Annotated in this window: 17 protein-coding genes; 5 read left to right on the forward strand and 12 right to left on the reverse strand. The window is 59.7% G+C overall.

Going from position 1 to position 14,257, the window contains the following annotated elements; translation table 11 throughout:
• Positions 1-56: 56 nt before the first annotated feature.
• From J2Z75_RS24905 to traA, 5 genes are all read right to left on the reverse strand, one after another.
• Positions 57-479 (reverse strand): hypothetical protein, encoded by a 423-nt coding sequence (locus J2Z75_RS24905; RefSeq protein ID WP_209855908.1) that lies wholly within the window; start codon positions 477-479, stop codon positions 57-59.
• A 325-nt stretch (positions 480-804) separates the two neighbouring features.
• A complete protein-coding gene (locus tag J2Z75_RS24910; RefSeq protein WP_209855911.1) occupies positions 805-1,392 on the reverse strand; it encodes a TraH family protein in 588 nt (195 codons plus the stop codon).
• A gap of 16 nt (positions 1,393-1,408) precedes the next feature.
• Positions 1,409-2,575, reverse strand: a complete 1,167-nt coding sequence (locus J2Z75_RS24915; RefSeq protein ID WP_209855914.1) for a conjugal transfer protein TraB — start codon at positions 2,573-2,575, stop codon at positions 1,409-1,411.
• Positions 2,565-3,116: a conjugative transfer signal peptidase TraF gene (gene traF / locus J2Z75_RS24920; protein WP_209855917.1), complete on the reverse strand. Its 552-nt coding sequence runs from the start codon at positions 3,114-3,116 to the stop codon at positions 2,565-2,567. The genes J2Z75_RS24915 and traF overlap by 11 nt, the downstream gene beginning before the upstream one ends.
• The gene (gene traA, locus J2Z75_RS24925; RefSeq protein WP_209855921.1) at positions 3,113-6,421 is read right to left on the reverse strand and encodes a Ti-type conjugative transfer relaxase TraA; all 3,309 of its coding nucleotides are present in this window, start codon (positions 6,419-6,421) and stop codon (positions 3,113-3,115) included. Before traA ends, traF begins: the two co-directional genes overlap by 4 nt.
• Before the next feature lie 245 nt (positions 6,422-6,666).
• On the opposite strand from traA, the gene traC reads away from it, so the two are divergent.
• The 5 genes from traC (at position 6,667) to J2Z75_RS24950 (ending at position 9,765) form a co-directional block, all read left to right on the forward strand.
• Complete coding sequence (traC, locus tag J2Z75_RS24930; RefSeq protein ID WP_209855924.1) at positions 6,667-6,930, forward strand: conjugal transfer protein TraC; 264 nt, start codon at positions 6,667-6,669, stop codon at positions 6,928-6,930.
• 4 nt (positions 6,931-6,934) lie between these two features.
• Complete coding sequence (gene traD, locus J2Z75_RS24935) at positions 6,935-7,150, forward strand: type IV conjugative transfer system coupling protein TraD (RefSeq protein ID WP_209855927.1); 216 nt, start codon at positions 6,935-6,937, stop codon at positions 7,148-7,150.
• Entirely contained in the window at positions 7,137-9,068 is a 1,932-nt protein-coding gene (traG, locus tag J2Z75_RS24940) for a Ti-type conjugative transfer system protein TraG (RefSeq protein ID WP_209855929.1), read from the forward strand. The genes traD and traG overlap by 14 nt, the downstream gene beginning before the upstream one ends.
• A 68-nt stretch (positions 9,069-9,136) precedes the next feature.
• Complete coding sequence (locus J2Z75_RS24945) at positions 9,137-9,448, forward strand: WGR domain-containing protein (protein ID WP_209855931.1); 312 nt, start codon at positions 9,137-9,139, stop codon at positions 9,446-9,448.
• A 38-nt stretch (positions 9,449-9,486) separates the two neighbouring features.
• On the forward strand, positions 9,487-9,765 hold the full coding sequence (locus J2Z75_RS24950; RefSeq protein WP_209855933.1) for an HU family DNA-binding protein: 279 nt from the start codon (positions 9,487-9,489) through the stop codon (positions 9,763-9,765).
• 46 nt (positions 9,766-9,811) lie between these two features.
• Here J2Z75_RS24950 and J2Z75_RS24955 read toward each other — a convergent pair whose 3' ends face one another.
• The 7 genes from J2Z75_RS24955 to J2Z75_RS24985 form a co-directional block, all read right to left on the reverse strand.
• Entirely contained in the window at positions 9,812-10,120 is a 309-nt protein-coding gene (locus J2Z75_RS24955; RefSeq protein ID WP_209855935.1) for a DUF736 domain-containing protein, read from the reverse strand.
• 788 nt (positions 10,121-10,908) lie between these two features.
• Positions 10,909-11,325, reverse strand: coding sequence for a hypothetical protein (locus J2Z75_RS24960; protein ID WP_113315373.1), 417 nt, complete (start codon positions 11,323-11,325; stop codon positions 10,909-10,911).
• Positions 11,322-11,588 carry a type II toxin-antitoxin system prevent-host-death family antitoxin gene (locus tag J2Z75_RS24965; RefSeq protein WP_113315374.1) on the reverse strand — a complete coding sequence of 89 codons (267 nt, stop codon included), beginning with the start codon at positions 11,586-11,588 and terminating at the stop codon, positions 11,322-11,324. Before J2Z75_RS24965 ends, J2Z75_RS24960 begins: the two co-directional genes overlap by 4 nt.
• 42 nt (positions 11,589-11,630) lie before the next feature.
• Positions 11,631-11,906 (reverse strand): hypothetical protein, encoded by a 276-nt coding sequence (locus J2Z75_RS24970; protein ID WP_209855938.1) that lies wholly within the window; start codon positions 11,904-11,906, stop codon positions 11,631-11,633.
• 14 nt (positions 11,907-11,920) lie between these two features.
• Positions 11,921-12,205: a hypothetical protein gene (locus J2Z75_RS24975; protein WP_234937554.1), complete on the reverse strand. Its 285-nt coding sequence runs from the start codon at positions 12,203-12,205 to the stop codon at positions 11,921-11,923.
• Positions 12,205-13,146 carry an ArdC family protein gene (locus J2Z75_RS24980; protein ID WP_209856418.1) on the reverse strand — a complete coding sequence of 314 codons (942 nt, stop codon included), beginning with the start codon at positions 13,144-13,146 and terminating at the stop codon, positions 12,205-12,207. The genes J2Z75_RS24975 and J2Z75_RS24980 overlap by 1 nt, the downstream gene beginning before the upstream one ends.
• Positions 13,147-13,443: 297 nt before the next feature.
• Positions 13,444-14,028, reverse strand: a complete 585-nt coding sequence (locus J2Z75_RS24985; RefSeq protein WP_209855941.1) for a hypothetical protein — start codon at positions 14,026-14,028, stop codon at positions 13,444-13,446.
• Between the last annotated feature and the right edge of the window lie 229 nt (positions 14,029-14,257).

Consider the following 14,257-nt stretch of genomic DNA (forward strand, 5'->3'; position numbering starts at 1 on the left):
CCAGTCTTTAGTCGTGAAGCGGCTTTACATCGGCCGCTGCCGGCGATCGTCTACGATCAAGCCAGCCCGAGCTTTTTACGGAGATCAGCGTTTTCGGCGCGGAGTTTGCCGGAAAGCTCCTTACGAAGCTTCTGGTTTTCTTCTTCGAGCTTCAGAAGATCGGCAAAACCGTCCGTATCAACCGGCGCGGCCGCGACTTTCGGCGTGCGCTTGGCGGGCTGAGCCTTCGCAGCCCTCGCCTTCTTTGCGGGAGCTGGTGCCTTCGCGGCCGGCTCGGCTGCAACAGGCACACTGGTCGCCACTGCTTTCTTTGCCGGACCGCGAGTCTTCTTTACCGGCGTGCTTACCGAAGTGTCAGCAACAGCTTCCGCAGCGGCTTTTGGCTTCCGCGGTGCGCGCGTCTTCTTTTCTTTTGTCTTCGGAGAAGCTTCAGTGGACGCCGTATCGACTGCAGGAGTAAAGTTCGTATCATCAGCCATTGGTAGATCCTTGAGTAGGGAAAATCGTTCACGACCGTTTTAAGTCGCTGTCAATATGCACAGAATATTATTTCGAGTTTATTGACAACGAATTTCAACGCGTTTTTCACCCAACACGGGGAAGCTCTGGGTAGCCACCTTGCCCACGAACACTACTTCACGGACATGTTTGGCATTAGCTCACAACTGATCCGCGGGGTGTCTTGCAAATCGAGATCAGGGCACTCAAGTACCCGTGCCGATCCCATTGTCAGTCCGCCATCAGATCAACTTCCGGGACCGCCGCGATAGGGGCCGGTTTGTTACTGAACTATCGGCGAAACACTCATTGGGATCCATTAATTCTCGATAAATCGACGCGCGGATCAGCGCTCGCAGGGTGGTTCCCGTGGCTGGTCATATCCATCGCGGGGGTGGCCGGCGTAGACCGGGCATCATCGGGGTTCCCAGCAGCGCCCGTCTCCGCCTTCTCGGGGTCCGGTTCGAGGAACACGGACTTACCCTCGAAGTAACCCGTCTTCCAAGCATAAATGGCGTCATCGAATGCCTCCGGCGGCTCTGATCCATACCATTTCGTGACGATACGATAGATCTTCGCGAACAGACCGGTCCCCACACGAATATTTTCGCAGGCGTCGATGAGGTTGACCTTCAGCTCGGAGGCTTCGTTCACGCCGATCCCGGCTGGATATTGCGTAACTCCAACCCTGACGACCGCATGGCCGACATATTTTGACACGATCGCCATCGCCTCCTCGCTCGTCCTCGCAACGGGCACAAGAATGAGTCGATCGCCGGATCTCACGGTAACCGCCAGCGGGTTCGCGGAACCGGCCTCAGCAATGAACCGTTCGATGATGGCGGGCTTCAGGTGTGGATCCGCGCATATGGTGATCAAGGCAGGATCAAACATAGATGTTCCACAAGGCTCACGTGTTGAAGGAAACGACGATGGGGGTGTTGAACAGAGCGGCCCAGGCGAGCGCACTCGTGCGTTGAATTTCGACGATTGAGGTGCCGGCCGTCCACCAGCCGTTCCCGCTTGCGACGATTACATCAGGCTCATGAAACATCGACTGCAGGACCGGCCACGTGAGCAGCTGCTCGTAGCAAATCAGAGTGGCGACGCGCGCGCCGGCCACGGTGACGATCGGATTGGCGAAGAAGTTGGCCCGGGTGCCGCCGCTTCTTCCCATCCAGGCCAGCCATGGCTGCCACATGGACACGGGTACCGGCATACGCTCGCGATAATTCGGTGATCCGCCATCCCGGTTCATTGAGACCATGACGTTGTCGTAACCGGCAGGATCAACCACCGAAGCCCCGGCGAACACCGTGACATCGCTTCCCTCCAGAGCTGTTCGCCAATATCGTTCCATCGTCGGCGTCCAGAAGCCCATCGCGCTCTCGGGAAGAACAACTACCCGAGCTCCGATTGCAGCTTCCGCTCGCACTGCCCTGACAAGTAACCGTTGCTGCTCAAGATCAAAACTGCGGCCCATTGATGGGCCAAGAAGCGTGTGGACACCCACCCAGCCTTTCGGCAAGGAAGGAGGCTCCCAGCATGAGGCTGACCAGACCCAAAGGCCTCCCAAGGCTACGACGACGATCGGCCATTGTCTCGTCGTTAGGGCGAGCATGCCGGTCGCGGTCGCAAGAAGACCGATCCAACTCCAGCCGGGAAACAACACGCCCGCGGCCGTCAGTGGGTGCGCCCATCCGACGACGCCGAACGGTGGGAGGATCATCAGGACCGAAGCGATTGCATAGCCCGCGCAACGCCGTCCACCAGATCGCCGCATCCAACAAACGGTGTGAACGACCACAAAGCCCGCGGCCGCAATCAGCCACAATCCGTGACGGTGCACTTCCCCCGAGCCATAAAAGTTGACGACACCCTGTGGCAGGCCCCGCGATGCGGCGAGAAAATAGGCCGCAGCGATCATAACTGCTGCAGTGCGCGTAGGCGCAAGTGACCACAGCAAAGGGAAAAGGAGCGCCAGTGGTAGGAACAGGACTTGCCCGCTCCAACCGCATGTACCGACAAAAACCGCCCCTGCGACCAGACCGATGGAGGTGAGTGTTTCACGGCACATAGGTGAACACCTCTTGCGCGAGGCCAAGCACCCCGCTTTGGGGAATGGGGCCGAAATAGCGGGAGTCATAGGACCCAACAAAACCCGAGTGCAGGAACAGGAACCCGCGCGGAATAACGCCGCCTGCGAATTCAGTGAGAGGACGCCCCTGCCCGTCCCTCGTCACAGTAAGAGAGCGCGGCAGCAGAATGCCATCGATCTTGACCGAACCATTGATCTCGACGCGCTGGCCGGCGGTCGCCGCAACAGTTTTGATAAAAGGACCAGATCCTCCGGGGCAAAGTCCGTCGCGCAGATAGCCGCGCGCTTTGGCCGATCTGAAGACATCGTTGTCCGGCGGGCAAATGAATACCCGATCGTCAACACGAACACCCCGGGTGAGAGGCTGAATGCGCCAGAGCCCCAGAGGATAGCTCGGCGTCATATTGATCCTATAGCCACCGAACCAGCCGGCCGCTAGGACCAAGACCGCAATGGTGACAGCGAATGACAATAGCTGCAGCGTTGCTTTCGTCTGAGGCCTGATTTCCACAACTATCATTTCAGGCCGAGCCCCAACCGGTGGGCCAGACGTATGGTCTCCGATTGCTTCTGTGCTTGCGTCGAACGTTCGTGGCCCGCCAGCTTTTGTGCAGCCCGCATCGCCGGCCACGCAGCGTTGATCGCTGCGGCCTGAGCCGGGCTCATGCCCGCCGTCAATTCGCGGAACGTCTGCCCGCTGGTATCCTTTGCCGCGCTCCCAAGCAGGGCGCGCTCGCCGAACCGCTCGGAAACCGCTTTGCCAAACGCGTCGATTTCCACCTTCGCCTCGCGGTTGCTCAGTGCAAAAGCAAGGGCTGCCGGAAGATCGTTGCGATCGATTGCGTCGCGCACCCATTCAAGGATCACGCTGGCGGTTGGCGAGAGTGCCGGAATCTTCGTGGCGACCCGCAGGCGGCTAGCACGTTCCTCTGCTTCATGCTTGTGTTCGGCTTCCGCTCGCGCGCGGAGATAGCGTTCAATACCGCGTGTGAGAGCCGGCACGTTATTCTCGGCCTGAACGCGTGCCTGCTTGTCCGCCTTGCTGGACAACAACCCGGTTTTACCGCGCAGCGCGCCGAAGCTTTCCGGCTTTTCAATAAGGGTCGCCAGCGTGGTTTTCCGAGCGGCCGGATCGATCAGTACGGCATCGACATTGACGGCCTTGAAGGCGGCTTCAGGATCCACGAAGACAAGGCGGAAGCGGGCGGATACATCGTCCCAGATCTTCGTCAGACCGGGATCTGCGGCAAGCTTGTCCTCAACGGTATCGGACAGGGATTTCGGGAACGTCGTGATGCCGGAGATCATCGGGCGAGCCTCCTTCGTTGTTTGGTTTGTGGTGGCGGCTTGTCGATCGAAAACACCGAGTTTCCTGCCGATGGCAAAAAGCCGGTTGCCCAGATTAACGAGTCTTGAGCTCTGCCGGACGGTCCATTTCAGCCGGTCGGATACAAGCGCGCGGGCGACACGGGCGATGTGCAGGCCGCGGCTTTCGGCATAGGCAAGGGCGGCGCGATAGAAGCGGCCGTGCTGGTAGTCGAGGGTCGTTTCCTTGGCGCGGCGCCGCGACAGGATTGAGATCAGTCCGCCTGCCTTGTCGAAGGAGCGGCGACCAAAATAGAGCGCCACATCTTCACGGTGACGGGTGAGCGCCACATAGGTGAGATGCCGGTCGAGCGAGAGTGAGGCCAGCACCTTGACGCGATCGACGGTGGCACCCTGGCTCTTGTGCACCGTGGTGGCGTAGCCATGATCGACATGGCGGTAGAACCGTTGATCGACTTCAACGATACGGTGATCGTCGCCCTCACCCACCCTTGCCACAAACCGCGTTGGACCAGCCTCAACGATCCGGGCAAGCATGCCATTCTTGACGCCGAGCGATCCCTCGTTCTTGAGAAAGACGATCTGATCGCCAGCGGCGAAGCGGCGATCGCCATCTTCTGTTCGAAACAGATGTCCCACGTCGAGAATGCCATGCGTGACCAATCTCGCCCTTGCCATCTCGTTGAGCATGCGCACGTCGCGGCGCAGATGCGCGAGGATCAGCGTCGTCCCGGTTGGATCATAATCTCGGCTCCAGTCATCAATCAGATTGCCGACAGCCTGCGCTTTCAGCTCCGAACCGAGGACCTTGCCGTTCTGGCGATAAGCAGAGAGCGCCTCTGCCACCCTGCCCCGCGCCAGATCCAGCGAGGCGTCGCGCATCCATTGTTGCCGCTGACGATAGATCGTCTCCAGCTCGGCATAACCGATCCGATCCGCGATGGTGCGGAAAGCCGCACCGGCCTCAATCGGCTGCAACTGCTCTGGGTCGCCGACCAGAACGATCTTGGCGCCGGTCCTTGTGGTAGTCTCAACGAACAATGCCATTTGCCTCGACGACACCATCCCAGCTTCGTCGAGGACGAAGATGGTCCGGTCGTCAAGACGATCATTGCCCCTCTGCCAGCGCAGTTCCCACGACGACAGCGTGCGCGAGATGATGCCCGCTTCCTTCTCCAGGCCTTCTGCGGCCTTGCCCGCAAGAGCACCGCCGACGACGCGATAGCCGCCCGCTTCCCAGGCCTCGCGTGCCGCCTTCATCATCGTCGTCTTTCCGGCGCCGGCGCGGCCAACAATCGCTGCGATCCGCCGGTCAGCAGCCACGTATTCGATGGCAGTTCGTTGTTCGTCGGAGAGCTTCGAATGGCGCTGGAACACAGCGTCGAGGACCGGGCGCTTGATTTCGAATGTGCGGCGCTCGGAAAGCCAGACCGCGCGCCGGGCCATTTCCGCCTCAAGCATGATCAGTTCGCGCGTCGTGTGCTTTGACGGCAGCCTGGAGCCGGTCGCAAAATCCATGCGCTCGGCGTCCAGGCGGACGACCTGGGGATTCTGCAGGATGCGCGCCATCAATTGCTGGAAGGTACCGGCATCGTCGATGTACCGGTGCAGTATCTTGGCGATATCACGCTCGGAGAAGACAGACATTTCCCGAGTGATCAGATCGAGGACGATGTCCGGGCGATCGACGATACGCCTTGCATTTTCGGCCCTAGCTTCCTCATGGATCCGCAGCCGATCAAGCTCCGGATCCCTGCCCTCGGACTTCGCCTGGCGCTCAATGGCTTTCACGGCAACGCCGATATGGATTGTCGGGACGATGTCGATACCGCGCTCGGCGTAGGATCGCCCATCGACCCGAATGTCGAAACCGGCGAGAGCGAGATGCCGGTTCTGGCACTCGTACCAACGTTGGCGTTGCTCGATCAGATCGCTCTTCTCGCCGGACCAGAGCCTGTATACGATCTTGCCGGCGGGATTGCGAAGCGGCTGACCGTCCTCGCCGATCAACGCCACCTTTTTTGCACCGAAACCGCCTTCGCTGAGCGGCCGCAACGTCGTCATCAAATGCACATGCGGATTGCCCGGTTCGTCGTGATAGACCCAGTCCGCCACCTGTCCCCGCGCCAGAATCTGATCGGCAACGAAATCGCGCATCAGGGCGATGTTCTGCTCGGCAGAAAGCTCGACCGGCAGAGCGATGATGAACTCGCGGGCGAACTGGGCATCGGCGCGTTTTTCGGCTTGCTCGACCCTGTTCCAGAAGGCTTCGACGGCACCGGCGACCGAGCGGTCGGAAATCAGCGTCCGAACCCAGGCTGGCGGGTCCGGCGGGAGCAGGAACTCCTCGTGAATCAGCCCACGCTTGTTCGAATAGTCGACGACCCGCGCCTCGCCTTCATGTTCCATCCTGGCGCAGTGGCGATAGGCGGCCGACAGTACCGCGCTGCGGCCCTCGCCGCGACCGATGATCTGGGCTGTGAAATGCGTGATCGCCAAGCCGGCCATCTCCCGAACGAATAGACACATCGTGTTCGCCGGGAGCGGAGGCCCACAAAGGGCCGAAAAGCAGAGCGTCGCATCGCGACGTATAACTGCGCCCTTGGATCCGCTCTCGTCGAGCGGCGGGATGATGGACAGCGGTGTTGGCTTCGCCAACTCCCAAATTTGCGACTGGCGCTAAGCGCTCAGACGCGCAATGCCTCTAATTTACAGGGAGAAACTTGCGAGAAGGAACGACCGGGATGAAAAAGCCTTCGTCAAAGATCAGGGCAGAAATCGTCAAGCTTCAGGAACAATTGAAGCAAGCGGAAACGCGGGATGCCGAACGTATCGGCCGGATCGCACTGAAAGCGGGGCTTGGCGATATCGAGATCGACGAGGCTGAACTTCAGGCTGCGTTCGAAGAGGTGGCGACGCGGTTTCGCAAAGGGCTTGGGAAAAGGTCGGTATCAGCGACGGCGGCGATCTCAACTGGCGAGGCTTCGGACGGGCGTGGCGAGGGCTGAGCGCATGGTGCGTAGATCGATATCTGACGCCCGCAAGAAGGACACGCGGGAGAAAATCGAACTCGGCGGCCTGATTGTCAAAGCCGGTCTTCGCTACGAAAAGCGCGCGCTCCTGCTCGGCCTGCTGATCGATGCGGCAAACCGTTTGAGAGCCGACGACAATGAGCGCCTTAGACTGATGGCGATCGGCGCGGCGGCATTCGGCGATGACCGCGCGTAGAGCCGTCATGTTTTTGACGCCGATCGTTTTAGTCGTTGGCACCTGCATCACGCTGACCGGTCATGAGGCCGCTCTTGCTGCCCTGGGAAAAACTGCGGCTGCGCAACAATTTCTGGGCAGAGTTGGCATTGCCCTGCCTTATTTTGCGGCCGGCGCCGTTGCAGTGATGTTCCTGTTTTCAGCCGCGGGCGCCGTCTATATCCGAACAATAGCCCTTGGTGTGATGGTCGGAACCGTGACGGTCGTCACGCTGGCAATCGTCCGCGAAGTTGTCCGTCTTGCAGCGTTCTCAGGCCAGATTGCATCTGGTCAATCGATCTGGAGTTATCTCGATCCCGCCGCGATGACTGGAGCGACAATCGCCGCACTATGCGGTCTGTTCGGATTGCGAGTCGCCCTGAAGGGAAATGTCGCTCCTGTGTCCGCCGCGCCAAAGCGCGTCAAGGGCAAACGCGCTGTCTATGGCGATTCCAATTGGATGGATTCTGCCGTTGCCGCACAATTGTTTCCACCCACAGGTGGCATCGTCGTGGGAGAAGCTTATAGGGTCGACCGCGACGGCGTTTCCACTGCAGCATTCCGAGCTGACGACGCCACGACCTGGGGCGCAGGCGGACGAGCACCGTTGCTCTGCTTCGACGGTTCGTTCGGCTCATCACATGGCATCGTATTTGCCGGATCGGGCGGCTTCAAGACGACATCGGTCACGGTCCCGACGGCCCTGAAGTGGGGCGGCACGCTCGTAGCGCTCGATCCGTCAAATGAAGTCGCGCCCATGGTGATGAAACATCGCATGCGCGCCGGCCGCGAGGTTCATGTTCTCGATCCCAAGGCACCGGAGAACGGCTTCAACGCTCTCGATTGGGTCGGTCGGTTTGGCGCCACCAAAGAAGAGGACATTGCCGCGGTGGCGTCGTGGATCGTCAGTGACAATCCGCGTCAGAACGCCGTTCGAGACGACTTTTTTCGTTCCTCGTCACTGCAGCTTCTGACAGCCATCATCGCCGACGTCTGCCTGTCGGGAAACACGGAGGCGGAAAACCAGACCCTGCGTCAGGTTCGTGCCAATCTGTCGGAACCCGAGCCCAGACTGAGAGCTCGTCTTCAGGACATCTACGACGAGTCCAAGTCGACATTCGTGAAAGAAAATGTCGCGCCGTTTATCAACATGACGCCGGAGACATTCTCGGGCGTCTATGCCAATGCGGCAAAGGAAACGCATTGGCTTTCGTATCCAAACTATGCGGCACTGGTATCCGGTTCAAGCTTCAAGACGGACGATCTGGGATGCGGCACGGTCGATGTCTTTATCAATCTGGACCTAAAGACGCTTGAGAACCATGCGGGGATTGCCCGCGTCATCATAGGCTCTTTCCTCAACGCGATTTACAACCGAGACGGCGACATCAGCGGACGTGCGCTCTTTCTGTTGGACGAAGTCGCAAGGCTCGGATATTTGCGCATTCTCGAGACAGCACGCGATGCAGGCCGGAAGTACGGGATTACGCTCATGATGCTCTATCAGTCGATCGGTCAGATGCGCGAAGCGTACGGCGGGCGCGACGCAACGTCGAAATGGTTTGAGAGCGTGTCATGGGTTTCATTTGCGGCCGTCAATGACCCGGAGACTGCGGATTATATTTCGAAAAGATGCGGCATGACGACCGTCGAGGTCGATCAAATCTCGAGAAGCTCCAAGATGTCGGGATCCTCCCGGACCCGTTCCAAGCAGTTGTCGGCGAGGCCGCTTATTCAGCCGCACGAAGTGCTGCGCATGCGCACCGACGAACAGATCGTCTTTACAGCAGGAAATCCACCGCTCCGATGTGGGCGAGCGATCTGGTTCAGGCGAATGGATATGATTGCATCCGTGGGTGAGAATCGGTTTCACAAGAGTGGCCTGACATCACAAACGTGAATCTATTCGCTAAGTCCGATTCAAAACTCTGATTGGACGCCGGAATCTAAACGCGCGATTCTGCGCAGATGATCGTTCAACCCTATCACCTCTATGTCGAGCGTGTCGTGCCGGAGAAAAACATGGCACGATTCTATGCCCTCGCCGTCCAACAGACATTGTTTGGAGAAGTACTGTTGGTGCGCAGCTGGGGCAGGATCGGAACGCACGGGCAAAAGAAGGTGCATGTCTTCAATGAGGAGAAGCATGCCGTCGGGCTTTTCCTCGAACTCGTTCGCAAAAAGCGAAAACGCGGCTATGGGCCGAAACCACCTGTGGAAATCCGACAAATCTCGTATGCGTCATCGCAGTGCGTCAATGACAAAGCCTCCCCAAGCTGACAGGGATTCCGTCTTGTTAGATGATACGAGGGAATTCCATGACCACCACCAATGAAATTGCCGACAAGATCGCGGCCGACAACAGCCTGACCAAGGTCCAGGCCAAGGGCATCGTCGAGGCCGTGTTCCAAGCGATCGCCAGCGCGGCGAGCACCGACGCTGAAACCTCCATCCCGGGATTTGGAAAGTTCAAAGTGAAGGCATCGCCGGAACGCGAAGGTCGCAATCCCGCCACCGGCGAAAAGATGACAGTTGCTGCTTCGAAGAAGCTGACATTTGCGCCCGCAAAGGCGCTCAAGGATGCACTGAACAAGTGATCCCCAAAAGGGAGAGCCCCGCCTTTCGGCGGGGCCTTCGTTGCTATCAGTCCCGGTTCGGCCGGGACCAGATGAGGGAGAGGCCTTCCTCGCCTTCGACCTCGATCAGGGTTGCGTAGATCGGGGCCGGGAAGCTCGGGTCGTCGAGCTTGACCGAGAGGTACTCGCGGCCTTCGTTCGAGGTCTTTTTCCACCCGGCGCCGAACTCGACATTGCCTGCGAGGATGCGGAAGTCCGGACCCTTTTCGGTGGTGCGCTCGACTGCGCGGACCGTTGCCTTGACGTTGAGGTTGAGGGTCTTGATGGTGCCGTTGAAGCCGTTGCCGGAAGCGGTGAAAGAGCCGATAGTTGCCATTGTCCTATTCCTTTTCTGTTGTTCGGGCCGCGCCCACCGCGGCCTCGATGGCTGTCGATCAGACCGGGGACGATTGGCCTGCACCTGAAAGGCCGAAACGACAGTGGAGGACGGCCAATGGGGAGGCTTTCTTGCCGCGCGAGGAATGGGCGCTTCGGCGCACAGGGGAAGAAAACGAGCCGGCCGTTGCGGATGCCGATCGAGCCGAGCTTCCGCTCGGCGGTCTTCGGTCAGACATGCCCCATCGAGACCGCAGTGGGTGAGCCAGTGGCAGTTCGAAAGGAATACGGCAATGGCGCCATCGAGCGGTGACCGGTAGGAAACGACCTGCTCCACGCTCCAGCACGCCAAGCTCACAAACGCCAGGCTTGATCCCTCGCCTCGATGCACTTGCGGGGTTGGCTCAAGCTGTCTCTCGCCGCGTTGTCGATATGCCGAATTGCAAGCTTTCGATTGCATGGCCGCTTCATCGCAAAAAGCACGCGCCGCAGATCACGTTGATCTTTCAACCGGGTTTCAGTGCGATGGCTGAGGCCCGACTGCTGGTTCGCCCTGCGGCTTGATGTCGGTGACGTCGCCCGAAGAGACGGGACTTCCGGGATGGATCATAGTGGCAGCTTAAATCCAGGGGATAAGCAACATAGAATGCCCGTTTTCGCGGGCTGACGATCCCGGATTTATGTTGCCATCTGTCCCAATCCGGGTGACCGTAAGGATGTATCGAGACAGACGACGTGCGTGGCTTACCGCTCTATCGAGTGAGCTCAAAGTGACGGCTGCTACTGGCGCTATCGGAAGCGGCTGATTTCTATCAGGGATTTCCGGCGTGCGACGAACTCCCGAAGCAGGGGGAGGAAAAATGCCTTGCTGAACCGGCCGAGCGGCGGTTCTGGTTCAAGATAAAATGAGCGCCCGATCACATCGCTGTTGAACTCATCGAGGATGATCCAAAGCCGGAGATCGGCATCCAGCCCTGCTCGTCGCTTTTCAATCGAGGGAATTTCAGTGGCGAAGCGTGCCTTGTCGGGCTGCTTCGTGGTGATCGGAAAGAACAACGCCAGATCACCGTCGGGCCGGGGAATCCGGACGCCGACCGCAACGGGCCGATTTTTCCGGCCCTCGGTCTCGCCTTTGCCGCTTTCTCGCGCCCAAAGATAGGGATAGCGAACGATCGCCGCGGTCTGGATGTCGTCATAACCGCTCACCGGCCAGCCTCATCGCTGTCGGCATAGGCGCCAACCGCTGTCTCGAACTCGCCGAACAATTCATCTGGCATGGTTTCGAGCGTCATGGCAGACCGGGCATCGGACTGGCGCATCAACCGATCGTAGTCCTCGATGTTGAGCAGCACCAGACGCGGCTTGTTGCGCTGGGTGATCGTCACGGGATGGCGAAGCGCCTCGGCGATGATGTCGCCGGACTTTCGTGAGAGATCACTTGTCGTATAAGAGCCTGGCGTGTGGGGCATGCTGATCTCCTGGGGTGTCGCATCGAAGGACGTATAACACACTTACGACCGAAAATCCAGCATATACAGCATTTCTGTATATGCTGGATTTAGATCTGCCTCGCGGCCGCCTTCTTGCCCGCCTAGGTTGGGACCGTTCATTGCCGTGATCGAGGCATTGGCCGTGAGATAACCGCCGTCGCAGAAGAGCGTCACAAAATAGCGCGTGACATCGAGGTAAGGATGACCACCAACAAGCGCCCCCTCCGACAACGGCGCTCGCCCATACTGCGTCATGCTGGCGAAATGCTCACCGGGATGATCGCCGGATGGCATCATCCAGCGCTGGGTCTTCAGTGGGGCCACAGCGTCCTGAGACCCCCGGCCTTCATGGCGGCGGCAATCTCGACAGTCATCCGGGCGTCGTACATTTCGATCGGCGGGTCTGCCGATCGAAAGCCGAGGCGTGCCGACAGGAGGGCAGTTTCGCCTTTTCCGCATGGCGATCCGCAAACCGTAAAGTTCGCCAGAGCGGCCCATTTATGTCGGTCAATCGCGGGGATGTATTTGGTATCACCCCGTTTCGTCGCCAAGCAGGCGACGACCAGCAATCGGGAGGAGGAATGGAGCGTCGTCATCAGGCTGCCTCGCTCTCTTCAGACACCAGAGGCTGGAGGCCGTGCAGATAATTCACAGCGCGTTGCGCATGCGCTGCCGCCTGAAAGATCGCTTTGCGGTCATCGGCAAGTACACGCAACCACGACTGTAGGTATGATGCGTGGTCGGGGCGCGGCTCCAGTTCCGGGACGACCCCGAGATCTGCGCATAAAAAGCAACTTCCTAGCTCCGCGATCAGCTCTTCGCGTGCACGCTCAGACTTGTCCTTCGAGTAGCGCGACAGATCCCGATCGAGTCGATGCTTGGCTCCAACCCAGTGAATGTGTTCATGACCCAGGGTGGCGTAATAAGATTCAACATCCCGAAAGGTTTCGATCGGCGGCATCTGGATGATATCGAGGCCCGGAGCAAAGAAGGCCTTGTTGCCACCATGGCGGACCACGGCTCCCGTTGCCGCGAAAAATGCGTCCGCTTTAGCAATGCGATTGACGTCCATCTTGGGATTTTCGGTAAGAGAGGGCAGGTATCCATCGGGCAGGTCGTCGATCTGTTCGAGATTGAAGACCGTGTAGGCTTTCAAAAATGGAATTTCGCGCGCTACCTCGTCGCCATTGTCCGCCGTTTCCGTCCTGCTGACGCGGTTGGCATAAACGACGGTCGAACCGGTCTCGCCCTTGCGGACATGGGCGCCGAGTTCGGCTGCCTGACGAAATGTCATCCATGTCGGAGAGCGGAAACCGCGCGAGACCGTTTCCGACCAGAGGAGCAGAACATTAATGCCGGAATAGGGCTCGCCATTGTGGCGCAATGGACGGGTAATGCGACCTTCCATATGGCCCGCGCTCCAGGGCTGCACCCAAGGGCGGACGCCCTCCTCCAGCGAGGCGATGATGCGGTCTGTGATTTTCGAATAGATGTCGACGCGCGTTTCCTGATCGCTCTTCCAGCGTTCCTGTCTCATTTTCTTCTCCTCGCTTCGCAGACCGCGCCCACCGCGGTCCGTCACGGCGGTCGAAGAGCGCAGGCCGGCGACGGCGCACCCGAGGTCATCTATCCGAAGAGTGGGAGTCGTGAGATCCGGGCCGAAACGCAGTGGAGGACGGCTTGCCGTTGCGCCGGCACCCAGCCGGCCGAAGCTAGACCGCGATCCGGAACGGACCGCATGGGCGCTATATGTCCACGCACAAAAAGCCGGCGCCTTGTGGCGCCGACCGTTTCGACCGCGGGAGGGATGCGGGGCCGAAGCCCCGCGATCCTGCTATTCGAAAGCTGCCATCTGGGCGCTGGCGGCCTTTTGATCGACAGATGCGCCAGATTGCTCGACCGTGCGCTCGTAGGGCTTCCAGCTTTCCCCGGTGATGTCCTCGTAGGCGCAGACGGCGCCTTCGGCGGCTATTCGGAGCACGTGGGCCTGCAGGCCCATGTCGGCGGCGAATTCACGCTTGCGCTGTGCCCTGCTGTCGAACCCCACAGGACCTTCAAGGTCCTCGTCGCGATAGTCATTGGAGAGTTTGGTGGTGAGGTCGCGAGCTTCAGTGACCGATCGGCTGTAGAATTGTCCGGCGCCGTAAGCCGAGCCGACGAAGGACCCGACGATGCGCTGCATGTGGATCTGCATGGCCTTTTCGGCAAGGCCGTCTTTCAGCGCCTCGGCGCTCTCGATCAGTTGGCCGCGATGGAGGTCGCGAATGCCGTCACTGTCGATGACGGCAAGGCCGAAGCTTTCGGAGATGCGTAGCGCCTGGGTGGTGTCCGGGCAGGCGTGCCTGACCATTTCGAGGGTGGTGGCGCGCTGGGACTTTGCGGGACGAGCCTTTTGGTTGGAACGGTGAGTAGTGGCCATGATGGGATCCTTTCGAGCGATGTTTCAGCGAAGCCCGCGGGGTTGCCGGTCGTTTGTCCGGCTCTGTTCCTCGGGTGCGGTCGAAAGGACATGGGCGCCAGCGGCCCGGCCCAAGGTCAGGGCGCTGCAGGCTGAGCAAGGTAGGTCTGCGGATGGAGGCGGTCCGCGTCAGCGGCCTGCGACAGACGCGGGCCTGCCTTGCGAAGACGCGGTGATCCTGCCGCAACGC

The sequence above is a fragment of the Rhizobium herbae genome (genome assembly GCF_017873135.1).
In the GTDB taxonomy this organism is placed as follows: domain Bacteria; phylum Pseudomonadota; class Alphaproteobacteria; order Rhizobiales; family Rhizobiaceae; genus Pararhizobium; species Pararhizobium herbae.

Bases quoted from the DNA above. Each gene is read 5' to 3' on its own strand.
- J2Z75_RS24905 (WP_209855908.1), bottom strand. From the start codon at position 479: ATGGCTGATGATACGAACTTTACTCCTGCAGTCGATACGGCGTCCACT.
- J2Z75_RS24910 (WP_209855911.1), bottom strand. From the start codon at position 1,392: ATGTTTGATCCTGCCTTGATCACCATATGCGCGGATCCACACCTGAAG.
- J2Z75_RS24915 (WP_209855914.1), bottom strand. From the start codon at position 2,575: ATGTGCCGTGAAACACTCACCTCCATCGGTCTGGTCGCAGGGGCGGTT.
- traF (WP_209855917.1), bottom strand. From the start codon at position 3,116: ATGATAGTTGTGGAAATCAGGCCTCAGACGAAAGCAACGCTGCAGCTA.
- traC (WP_209855924.1), top strand. From the start codon at position 6,667: ATGAAAAAGCCTTCGTCAAAGATCAGGGCAGAAATCGTCAAGCTTCAG.
- traD (WP_209855927.1), top strand. From the start codon at position 6,935: ATGGTGCGTAGATCGATATCTGACGCCCGCAAGAAGGACACGCGGGAG.
- traG (WP_209855929.1), top strand. From the start codon at position 7,137: ATGACCGCGCGTAGAGCCGTCATGTTTTTGACGCCGATCGTTTTAGTC.
- J2Z75_RS24945 (WP_209855931.1), top strand. From the start codon at position 9,137: ATGATCGTTCAACCCTATCACCTCTATGTCGAGCGTGTCGTGCCGGAG.
- J2Z75_RS24950 (WP_209855933.1), top strand. From the start codon at position 9,487: ATGACCACCACCAATGAAATTGCCGACAAGATCGCGGCCGACAACAGC.
- J2Z75_RS24955 (WP_209855935.1), bottom strand. From the start codon at position 10,120: ATGGCAACTATCGGCTCTTTCACCGCTTCCGGCAACGGCTTCAACGGC.
- J2Z75_RS24965 (WP_113315374.1), bottom strand. From the start codon at position 11,588: ATGCCCCACACGCCAGGCTCTTATACGACAAGTGATCTCTCACGAAAG.
- J2Z75_RS24970 (WP_209855938.1), bottom strand. From the start codon at position 11,906: ATGATGCCATCCGGCGATCATCCCGGTGAGCATTTCGCCAGCATGACG.
- J2Z75_RS24975 (WP_234937554.1), bottom strand. From the start codon at position 12,205: ATGACGACGCTCCATTCCTCCTCCCGATTGCTGGTCGTCGCCTGCTTG.
- J2Z75_RS24980 (WP_209856418.1), bottom strand. From the start codon at position 13,146: ATGAGACAGGAACGCTGGAAGAGCGATCAGGAAACGCGCGTCGACATC.
- J2Z75_RS24985 (WP_209855941.1), bottom strand. From the start codon at position 14,028: ATGGCCACTACTCACCGTTCCAACCAAAAGGCTCGTCCCGCAAAGTCC.